The 10,113-nt window shown below is 31.4% G+C and carries 13 protein-coding genes and 2 pseudogenes; all 15 read left to right on the top strand.

Annotated features, from left to right (window positions below):
- Positions 1-185 precede the first annotated feature (185 nt).
- The 15 genes and pseudogenes from AC1RYN_RS12155 to AC1RYN_RS12225 all read left to right on the top strand — a co-directional run bounded on the left by AC1RYN_RS12155 (position 186) and on the right by AC1RYN_RS12225 (position 9,739).
- Positions 186-476, top strand: a complete 291-nt coding sequence (locus AC1RYN_RS12155) for a hypothetical protein (protein ID WP_481807170.1) — start codon at positions 186-188, stop codon at positions 474-476.
- Positions 446-697 carry a hypothetical protein gene (locus tag AC1RYN_RS12160; protein WP_481807171.1) on the top strand — a complete coding sequence of 84 codons (252 nt, stop codon included), beginning with the start codon at positions 446-448 and terminating at the stop codon, positions 695-697. The genes AC1RYN_RS12155 and AC1RYN_RS12160 overlap by 31 nt, the downstream gene beginning before the upstream one ends.
- Complete coding sequence (locus AC1RYN_RS12165; protein WP_481807172.1) at positions 636-1,253, top strand: hypothetical protein; 618 nt, start codon at positions 636-638, stop codon at positions 1,251-1,253. The genes AC1RYN_RS12160 and AC1RYN_RS12165 overlap by 62 nt, the downstream gene beginning before the upstream one ends.
- The gene (locus tag AC1RYN_RS12170; protein WP_481807173.1) at positions 1,250-2,026 is read left to right on the top strand and encodes a polysaccharide deacetylase family protein; all 777 of its coding nucleotides are present in this window, start codon (positions 1,250-1,252) and stop codon (positions 2,024-2,026) included. The genes AC1RYN_RS12165 and AC1RYN_RS12170 overlap by 4 nt, the downstream gene beginning before the upstream one ends.
- Positions 2,016-2,651 carry a flexirubin biosynthesis/transport protein LolA2 gene (lolA2, locus tag AC1RYN_RS12175; RefSeq protein WP_481807174.1) on the top strand — a complete coding sequence of 212 codons (636 nt, stop codon included), beginning with the start codon at positions 2,016-2,018 and terminating at the stop codon, positions 2,649-2,651. Before AC1RYN_RS12170 ends, lolA2 begins: the two co-directional genes overlap by 11 nt.
- Positions 2,617-3,255, top strand: a complete 639-nt coding sequence (gene lolB2, locus AC1RYN_RS12180; protein ID WP_481807175.1) for a flexirubin biosynthesis protein LolB2 — start codon at positions 2,617-2,619, stop codon at positions 3,253-3,255. The genes lolA2 and lolB2 overlap by 35 nt, the downstream gene beginning before the upstream one ends.
- A 30-nt stretch (positions 3,256-3,285) precedes the next feature.
- The gene (locus AC1RYN_RS12185; protein ID WP_481807176.1) at positions 3,286-3,897 is read left to right on the top strand and encodes a porin family protein; all 612 of its coding nucleotides are present in this window, start codon (positions 3,286-3,288) and stop codon (positions 3,895-3,897) included.
- A 4-nt stretch (positions 3,898-3,901) separates the two neighbouring features.
- The gene (locus AC1RYN_RS12190; RefSeq protein WP_481807177.1) at positions 3,902-4,546 is read left to right on the top strand and encodes an outer membrane beta-barrel protein; all 645 of its coding nucleotides are present in this window, start codon (positions 3,902-3,904) and stop codon (positions 4,544-4,546) included.
- A gap of 10 nt (positions 4,547-4,556) precedes the next feature.
- Positions 4,557-4,927, top strand: a pseudogene (locus AC1RYN_RS12195) (ApeI family dehydratase).
- Between the two features lie 2 nt (positions 4,928-4,929).
- The gene (locus AC1RYN_RS12200) at positions 4,930-5,415 is read left to right on the top strand and encodes a hypothetical protein (protein ID WP_481807178.1); all 486 of its coding nucleotides are present in this window, start codon (positions 4,930-4,932) and stop codon (positions 5,413-5,415) included.
- An 18-nt stretch (positions 5,416-5,433) separates the two neighbouring features.
- A pseudogene (locus AC1RYN_RS12205) lies at positions 5,434-6,622 on the top strand (DUF2062 domain-containing protein).
- Positions 6,623-6,801: 179 nt separating this feature from the next.
- Positions 6,802-7,380, top strand: a complete 579-nt coding sequence (locus tag AC1RYN_RS12210) for a hypothetical protein (protein WP_481807179.1) — start codon at positions 6,802-6,804, stop codon at positions 7,378-7,380.
- A 346-nt stretch (positions 7,381-7,726) separates the two neighbouring features.
- The gene (locus tag AC1RYN_RS12215; protein WP_481807180.1) at positions 7,727-8,176 is read left to right on the top strand and encodes a hypothetical protein; all 450 of its coding nucleotides are present in this window, start codon (positions 7,727-7,729) and stop codon (positions 8,174-8,176) included.
- A gap of 384 nt (positions 8,177-8,560) precedes the next feature.
- A complete protein-coding gene (locus AC1RYN_RS12220) occupies positions 8,561-8,791 on the top strand; it encodes a hypothetical protein (protein WP_481807181.1) in 231 nt (76 codons plus the stop codon).
- A gap of 549 nt (positions 8,792-9,340) precedes the next feature.
- Positions 9,341-9,739, top strand: coding sequence for a lysophospholipid acyltransferase family protein (locus AC1RYN_RS12225; RefSeq protein ID WP_481807182.1), 399 nt, complete (start codon positions 9,341-9,343; stop codon positions 9,737-9,739).
- Positions 9,740-10,113 lie beyond the last annotated feature (374 nt).

Here is a 10,113-nt window from a genome sequence, read left to right on the forward strand (position 1 = left end):
TGTTTATAGCATACTTGCCATTCAGAACAATGTAGTTTTCCCTAGTTTAAATTTCGAAACACCGATGCAGGAATTTAACTTGACACCACAAACAACATTAAAACATAAAAATATCGAGCACGTATTATCCAATTCTTTTGGGATTTGGCGGTAATTGTTCCACTCTTAATATTTTCTAAAAACAAATGAGAAAGACATATATAAATGGTACAGGTTGTCTTTCAGCTCAAAAAACATTTGATACTGTTTTTTTGGAAGATGCCGAATGGGATAAAAATGACAATGTTTTATTTTTAAAAAAACCGGTTTACAAAGATTTCATTTCTCCGGTTGCAAGCCGAAGAATGGCTAATGGAATCAAAAACGGAATTGTAGCTTCGGCTTATGCCTTAAAAGAAGCGAATATTACAAATGTCGATGCTATTATTACCGGAACCGGAATGGGTTGCAATCCAAGTATTCAGACAAATTCTTAAAAGCAATTATCGATAATAACGAAGAGTTTTTAACGCCAACTGCTTTTATACAATCTACACACAATACTGTTGGAGCACAAATTGCTCTTATGCTACAATGCAAGGGATATAATTTTACTTATGTAAATGGTGCAATCTCATTTGAGTCGGCTCTTTTAGATGCAAAAATGGGAACAAATAGAAGAAAACGAAGCCAACTCTATATTAGTTGGTGGAGTTGATGAAAATGGCGATTATACAATTTCGCTTTTTAAATTGGCAGGATATATAAAAGAGGATCGAGATGAACCTTACCAACTTTTGAACGAAACTACAAAAGGATATATTTATGGTGAAGGAGCTAGTTTTTTTGTTTTAGAAAATGAGAAAAAAGATACTACCTATGCAGAGCTTCTTGATGTAGAAATCAAAAACAAACTACAAGAAAATGAAGTAGAATCTGAAATTGTTGAATTTCTGAAATCGAATAAATTAGAAATCTCGGATATTGATGCTGTTGTTTTAGGTTTTAATGGTGATGTTGAATTTGATTCTTATTATAAAAACGTAACCGAAAAAGCTTTCGCAAATACACCACAGGTTTATTACAAACATTTATGTGGAGAATACAATACGGCTTCATCTTTTGGATTATGGGTGGGTTCTAAAATTATCCAAACACAAACAATACCAGAACTAATTAAAATTAATTCATTAGAAAACTCAGCGTACAATACTATTTTATTATACAACCAATTAAACGGTAAAGACCATAGTTTTACATTAATTTCAAAATGATAACGCATAAAAACACTGCTGTATTTTTTATCATCCTATTGCTTTTATTGCTTCTTACGAAACTTTATATCGCAATCAATTTTTGGTGGTTTATCCTGATTGGTCTTATCTGGCTGAGTATTGTGTCGATAAACTCGGCACGAATAAATTCTAATTATCATGTAAGAGCCTATTGCAATAATCCATCGCTAACCCATAAGAAAATTGCATTAACATTTGATGATGGCCCAAGCGAAACTACATTAGAAATTCTGGACGTTTTAAAAAAATACGATGTAAAAGCTACCTTTTTTTGTATTGGAAAAAATATCGAGAAACATCCCAAAATTATAGAACGTATTTTATCCGAAGGACATCAGGTGGGAAATCATTCATACAGTCATTCTCATTTTTTTGATTTTTACAATGCCCAAAAAATACTCGAAGAACTGGAGAAAACAGATGCACTTCTGGAAAAATTCACTTCAAAAAAAATCAAGTTTTTCCGTCCTCCTTATGGCGTAACAACACCATCTATTCGCAGAGCCATAAAATTAAGTGAGCATAAAGTAATTGGTTGGAATATACGATCGCTTGACGGCGGAATCAAAGACCAAAAAATCATTTACAATCGTATTATAAAACGACTTTCTCCCGGCGGAATCGTACTTTTGCACGATACGGCTAAACATTCGGTTTTGGTCTTGGAACAGTTCTTACAGTTCCTGCAACAAAACAATTATACCGTGATTACGGTTGAAAAACTTTTGAATCTTAAAGCATATGAGAACTAAAATATATTTATTCGCTATTATTCTGAATCTGTTCGCTTGGAACTCTTCCGCACAAGAACAAAAAATGTCCGATAGTGAAATCACAACTTTCAAACAATCGGTTAATGTAGTTTCTAAAAAGATAAAAACATTAAGTACAGATTTTGTACAATACAAACATTTGGATTTTTTATCCAAGGATATTGAAACATCTGGAAAGATGATTTTTAAAGAACCTAGCTTGTTGCAATGGCAATACAAGAAACCGTACAATTATAGCATTGCTTTTAAAAACGGTAAAATCCTAATTAATGACGAAGGTAAAAAGAGTGCTGTTGATATTGGTAACAGCAAAATTTTTGGTCGAATCAATAAACTGATTGTAGGTAGTGTTAGTGGAAATATGTTTGATGATAAGGAATTTAGCATCAGCTATTTTAAAGCAAAAAATCAGAACATAGCTAAATTTATTCCAAAAGATGCAACTTTAAAAAAATACATCAAGCAAATAGAATTGACTTTTGATAAAGAAGACGCTACTGTTGTTCAGGTAAAATTGCTTGAATCATCTGAAGATTATACTCGAATTGTACTTAAAAATAAAGTGATAAATGCAAAAATCGACGACTCCGTTTTTACTAATTAATTGCTTTCTAGTCATTTTCTTATTTTCTTGTGGACAAAAAATTACCGAAAATTATACTCCAAAACCATTAGAGAAAACGACTTACGAAGCCCCTTATTTTTCTAACCCAAAAATCGATTATGTCTATAAAGCAAACATAACGGTTTATGGTCACGAACTATCCGGAATCTTTATTGCCAAGAAAATAAATGACACCACCCATCGAGTTGTATTTACAACCGAATTTGGTAATAAATTATTAGACTTTGAAATTTCGGAAACTAGTTTTAAAGTCAACTCAATTGTATCCGAATTAGATCGAAAAATTCTTATTTCCACATTAAAAAAAGATTTCAGATTGCTTCTTAAAAAAGACTACACAATCTACAAATCATTTGAAAATCAAGAAAATACTATCTATCAAACTAAAGATAGCAAACAATATAATTTCATATTTTTATCTAAAGAAAGTAGCAAACTAGAGAAAGTAGTACATGCCTCCCAAACAAAAGAAAAAATAACTATAAGTTTTCGTTCGGAAAACAATATTTTTGCAGAAAAAATAGAGATTTTACATCAAAATATAAAGTTAAAAATAGAGCTGAATTATTTTAAATCAGAGTAAAATTTAAACTAATCATTAAACTAAATAAAAATGAGAAAATTAATCTTAATTGCATTTGTATTTTTTATCGGCCTAATAAAATCTCATGCACAAGTAACTGTAAGTCCCGGAATTCGTGGTGGTTTAAATATTTCAAACCTTTCCAATTTTGGGTCTAGCGATGCAAAATCAGATTTTTATGTAGGTGGATTGGTAGCCATCAAATTTAATAGATATTTCACTCTTCAACCAGAATTAACCTATACAAGACAAGGAGCTGAGGCACGTGAATATTCAATGGGATCATTTAGATCAAGTAAAGTAAAATACGAACTAAATTATATTTCAGTAGGTGCAGTTGCTAAATATCATTTTGCTGGAGGTGGATTTCATATATTAGGTGGTCCGTCTGTAGATTTTAAAACAAGTGACAATTTTCCTTCATACGACTACAATCCTGTTGGAGTTGACGTTGCTTTTGTTGCTGGTCTTGGATATAGTTTGCCAAATGGTTTAACCTTTGAAGCAAGATTTAAACAAGGATTAATCGATATTTATGGATATGATGGTATTGATAATAATTATTATGATGACTATTATGATAATATCATTTTAAATACGGTTTTTCAAGTTGGAGTTACCTACACTTTTAAAGTAAAATAGAACAATGAATTATAGGAATTTATTTTTTGCCATATTCTCGATTATAGGAATATTTCAGGCTCAAGCACAAGTAACTTTTAAACCAGGAATTCAAGCCGGAATTAACATTTCTAAATTGACAGATTCAAATCTTGGAAACAAAACCGATTTTTATATCGGAGGATTTGGAGCTCTGAAACTTTCGAAATTTTATACATTACAACCTGAATTAACATATTCGAGACAAGGAGGTAAAGGAAATCTTTCTATGGGAACCACAACTATTTATGATTCTGCAACAAATAGTTACATCATTACTGGTTACGAAGAAGCCAATGTAAATGCATCACTGCAATATATTTCTGGAGTAACGATTAATAAATTTAATTTTACTGAAAGTGTTTATGTCCTAGTAGGACCTTTTTGTGACATACTTATTGCAAATACATTTGAAGTAAACCCAAAAGACAAAGAAAGAAATTTCAACAAAGGACAAGATATAGATTTAGGAATTATTGGTGGATTAGGATACAGTCTGAAAAATGGAGTTTCATTTGAAGCAAGAATTAAAAAAGGAGTAACAGATGCATTTACTAATTATTATGCAAATGGAGCTAATAGTACTAATTTAGTTTATCAAATAGGAGCAACATATACTTTCGGAAAATAAAAATACAACTATGGTTTTAAAAGACTTTTATAAAATACTTTCATTAGAAACACAACTGATTCTAAATACGATGCTATCATTTTGGTAAATGATAAACACGCTGTTTTTAAAGGTCATTTTCCAGACAACCCTATAATGCCGGGAGTATGTATGATTCAGATTATAAAAGAACTTTCGGAAACAATTACCAAAAGTAACCTAATGATGCAAACACTTAGTAATGTAAAGTTCATGGCACTAATTAATCCTGAAGTTACACCCGAATTACGTTTAGAATTGGATATCACCACAACCGAAGATGGTTTGGTAAAAGTAAAAAACACGACTTATTTTAACGAAACTGTTGCTCTAAAACTAAGCAATGTTTATAAAAAAGCTTAATCATGAAACTATTTTTATCATTGTTTTTATTAATAAGTCTGGTAAATACTCCTGATCTAGCAACTATCAGGAAAATATACCCAACAGCTTCAGATTCTGAAACTAGTGCAAAAGATTTTACTGCAAAACTAAACGATATTTCTACTACAGACGAAAATATTCTGGTAGCCTATAAAGCTGCTTCTATACTATTGGATTCTAAATATGAGAAAAAAATCTCTGCCAAAATGAGTCGTTTTAAAGAAGGTGCAAAACTATTAGAAAGTACTGTCGTAAAAGAACCAAACTCTATAGAAATTAGAATGATTCGATTAAGTATTCAGGAAAATGTTCCTGGAATTACGGGTTATAAAAAAAACATCAAAGAAGACAAAAAATTTATTCTGGCACATTATAAAGATCAAAATACTGTACTAAAAGAATACTTAAAGAACTTTATCCTACAATCTAAAAGTTTTTCTGCAGAAGAAAAGCAAACAGTAAAGTAGTTAAAGAAAAATCACAAAATGAAACCTATTTTATCTCAAGAAGAACAACTTACACAAACTAATTTTTGTGTTATTGTACCCACGTACAACAACCACAAAACGTTGGAGGAAGTTCTTAATTCTATTCCTCTATTTATACCAAGGATATTATTGTAGTCAATGATGGATAACAGATAGAACAAGTCTAATTTTGGGAAAATTTCCACAACTCATTCAAATTCACCATCCCGAAAACCAAGGAAAGGGAATTGCATTGCAAAACGGGTTTAATAAGGCAATTGCTTTAAATTACCCGGATATGCAATAACAATCGATTCCGATGGGCAACATTTTATTCGGATATTCCTTTGTTTATTAATGCTATTCAAAAAGAACCCAATACACTACTTATCGGAAGTCGTAATATGTCACAGGAAAATGTGCCTAAAAAAAGTGATTTTGGGAAATAAATTTTCAAACTTCTGGTTTTGGTTTGAAACAGGATTCATTTGAGGACACACAATCCGGATTTCGATTATACCCCTTTACAATTAATTCCCGAAAGACATTTCACTCCTAAATTTGAATTTGAAATCGAGATTATTGTACGTGCGGCATGGAAAGGCATTCCAGTTAAAAACATTCCAATCAAAGTTTTATACGATCCACTGAGAGAGTTTCCCATTTTCGCCCATTCAAGGATTTTACCCGAATCAGTATTTTAAATACCGTGTTGGTTTTAATTGCCCTTGTATATATTAAGCCAAGAGATTTAGTTCGGAAAATTAAAAAAAAAGGACTTAAAAAATTCTTACTCGAAGATATTCTGGAAAGTGACGAATCTAATTTTAAAAAATCGACAGCAATAGCATTAGGCGTTTTTATTGGGATTTCACCATTTTGGGGATTCCAAACCGTATTACTTCTTTTCTTTGCCACCTTATTCAAATTAAATAAAGTTATCGCTTTTTTGGCATCCAATGTTAGTTTCCCTCCTTTCATTCCATTAGTAATATATGGATCTTTAAAAATGGGAAGTTTGTTTATTTCTGACACGGCGCCTTTAGTACTAAATGATTCTTTAGCACTTACAGATGTATCAAAGAACATAACACAATATGTTGTTGGGAGTCTGGTTTTAGCATCTTTAATGGCATTATTATTCGGATCAATAGCCTACTTGCTTTTAACATTGTTTAGTGCACAAAAAAACAAAACCAATAATTAAATTAAATATTTTACCACAGATTAAAGAATTAAAAAAGATTTATATTCGCAACAAAAGTAATCTGTATAAATCAATGCTATCAGTGGCTAAAAAACTTTAAACAATAAGCATGCATCAATATTTCTACGCCATACATCTATTTGTAAACAAGAGAAAATCACTATCGGTTTTCTTGGCAATTGCGATGCTTTTTTATATTTGGATTTTTTGCTTCCAAAATTAAATTTGAAGAAGATATCACCAAACTTATCCCAACAAACGATAAAACCGATGTTACTGCCAAAGTACTAAAGCAACTTAATTTTGCTGATAAAATCACCATTATCTTCCAAGTAGAAAAAGAAGGAACAAATGAAGATTTAAAAGAAATGGCAGCTGTTTTTACCGATAGTATTGCCAAAACTTGTAAACCCTACATAACAGCTGTACAAGGAAAAATCGACGAAGAAAATATTCAGGAAACCATCGATTTTGTTTACAACAATGTGCCACTTTTTCTGGATGACAAAGATTATGCAAACATTCAATCTAAATTACAACAAGATAGTATTGCAGCAACTGTACAAGGAAATTACAAATCAATAATTTCGCCTTCGGGATTTATTACCAAAGATTTCATCTTACAAGATCCATTAGGAATTTCATTCATCGCCTTAAAAAAACTACAGCAATTAAATGTTGGTGACGATTTTACCCTCGATAATGGTTTTGTAATGACCAAGGACAAAAAGAAATTGTTGTTGTTTATTACTTCTTAATATTACCTTCGAGCGAAACAGAGCAAAATTCCATTTTTCTGCAAAGCTCAATACCATAAAAAACAATTTAAACAAACAGTTTAAAACAAAAGCTTCGGTAAGTTATTTTGGATCAGCACTTATTGCTGTTGCAAATGCGGACCAGATTAAGGGCGATATCATACTTACTACAACTATTGCAATGATTACGCTAATGCTTATATCTAGATTTTATTTTACCGAAAAGTATTTATCCCGTTAATCATTTTTCTTCCAACAGTTTTTGGAGCATTATTTGCCGTTGCGTTTTTATACTTTGTAAAAGAACAAATTTCGGCTATTTCATAGTCGGATAGGATCTATCTTATTGGGAATTACAATAGACTATTCCATTCATATCCTAACCCATTACAAGCATAATAGCGATGTAAAAACATTGTACAAAGACATCACAATGCCAGTAATCATGAGCAGTTCTACAACTGCCGTTGCATTTTTATGTCTGCTTTTTGTAAAATCAGATGCCTTAAACAACTTAGGGATTTTTGCTGCAGTAATCGTAATGGCTTCTGCATTTTTACTACCTTTAATTGTTCCCCATTTGTATAAACCAAAAGAGAGCAATTTTGAACACAAGAAAAATGTGATTGATAAATTGGCACATTTCTCATTTCATAACAATAAATTCTTAATTGGTTTTTGCGTTCTCTTTATTACAATCGTTTGTTGTTTTACTTATAACAATATTGGTTTGAATAACGATTTATCACAACTCAATTTGCCCCAAAAGAAATCAAAGCTGCCGAGAAAAAACTAGAAGAAAGCACAACAAGTCTAACTTCTAAAACTATTTATCTGGCATCTTCGGAAATAGCATGGAAGACGTTTTACAAAAAAACAGTCAACTTTTTGATGTATCTCGCAAAAGAAAAACAGGAAAATAAAATACTAAATTATAGTTGAGTAGGCAGAATATGCTTTCGCAAAAAGGAACAAAAAACAAAAAATAGATAAATGGAATTTGTTTTGGGATGCCAATAAAAAACAGCTTTTAAAATCTCAATTAATAAGCGAAGGAGCTAAACTTGGATTTAAACCCACAACGTACACTGCTTTTTATGAGCATCTTGATGCTAGTTTTAAACCTATTTCCTATAGGATTATTTAAAGATCAGCACCTTACAATTACAAGAATCCATTAGTGAGAAAAAACGGTTTTTTTACCATCTCAACATTAGTTAAGGTTGCGCCTCAACAACGTGATGCATTTGTAAAATCGGCTTCTGCAAAAGATGGTTTACTGGCAATCGACCGTCAGCAAATGAATGAAACTTTCTTTAGCACACTAAATACCGATTTTAATTCTCTAATAAATTATTCATTTGTTGCAGTGATTCTTATTCTGTTCTTTATTTTCGAAGAGTTGAGTTAGTGATCATAAGCTGTATTCCGATTGCATTAACCGGAATTGTAACGGCTGGTATCATGGAGATTTTTAATATCCAGCTGAATATTTTCAGCATGATTGTTTGTACTTGATTTTTGGTCATGGTGTCGATTTTAGTATTTTCATGACAAGTGCCTTACAGAAAGAATATACAACCAAAAAGATGAAATCGCGATATACAGAACATATCAATTATTCTGGCGGTAATAACAACAATTCTAGGAATTCGTGCGTTGATATTGCCAAACATCCCGCATTACAATCTATTTCGTCAATCTCATTAATTGGGGTTTTTGCAGCACTAATCATTACGTTTATCTTCTACCCAATTCTATTTAAACTTTTCTTATCCAATCGTATAAAACGGAAAAGCACCATTCCAGCTACGCTCTTTTATACATGGTATATTATCATTTTTATACTATGGTCTTGGCGGAATCTTAATGTCTCTTTTTTGTTTGACGTTTATAGAAAATTCTTCCTTTAAAAGAGGAAACAAAAATAAAAGGATTCCGATATCTGATTTCAAAATTCATGAAATCTGTTTTATATACAAACCCTTTTGTTAGCAAAAAAATAAGTAATATTCATAACGAGAACTTTTTAAGAAACTTCTGCCATAATTGTAACCATTCTTCCCTTTTTAGATATCCTGCATGGAAATATTTAAGCCCAAAAATCATTTATCTGGTAAGCGACTGGGTATATAATTCTCCTATTTTTGGCGCTACAGTAAGAAAAGCAGGCTTTTATCCCGTATCAGAAGGACTTGAAGGAGGAACTTATGAACATTTACGCAAAAAAATAGACGAAGGATATTCCTTAATGGTATTTCCAGAAGGAACAAGATCAGAGAGCAATCAGATAAAACGGTTCCATAAAGGAGCATTTTATCTGGCAAGACGTTTAATCTGGATATTATTCCTATCCTAATTCATGGTACTTCAGAAGCATTACCAAAAGGAGATTTCATAATATATGATAGTGCAATAACCGTTTCTATTCTTGACCGAATTACTCCTGAGAATATATTTGGGGAAAATTATGCCGAAAGAACAAAGCAAATAAGCACATTCTTTAAAGCCGAATTCCATAAAACGCGAGAACAGCTTGAAGGTCCAGATTATTTCAAAAAAATGATTATCAATAGTTTTGATTATAAAATCGGAAATAATGAATGGCAACGAATCTAAATACCAATTTAGAAACCTATTATCTATTAAATAAATATATAAAACCTAAAGCCAAAATCTTGCATAGGTGCTGCCTCCCTAACAACAGGAGCATGTATTAACCTTAGCAATACG

It is taken from the genome of Flavobacterium sp. TC780 (genome assembly GCF_056783245.1).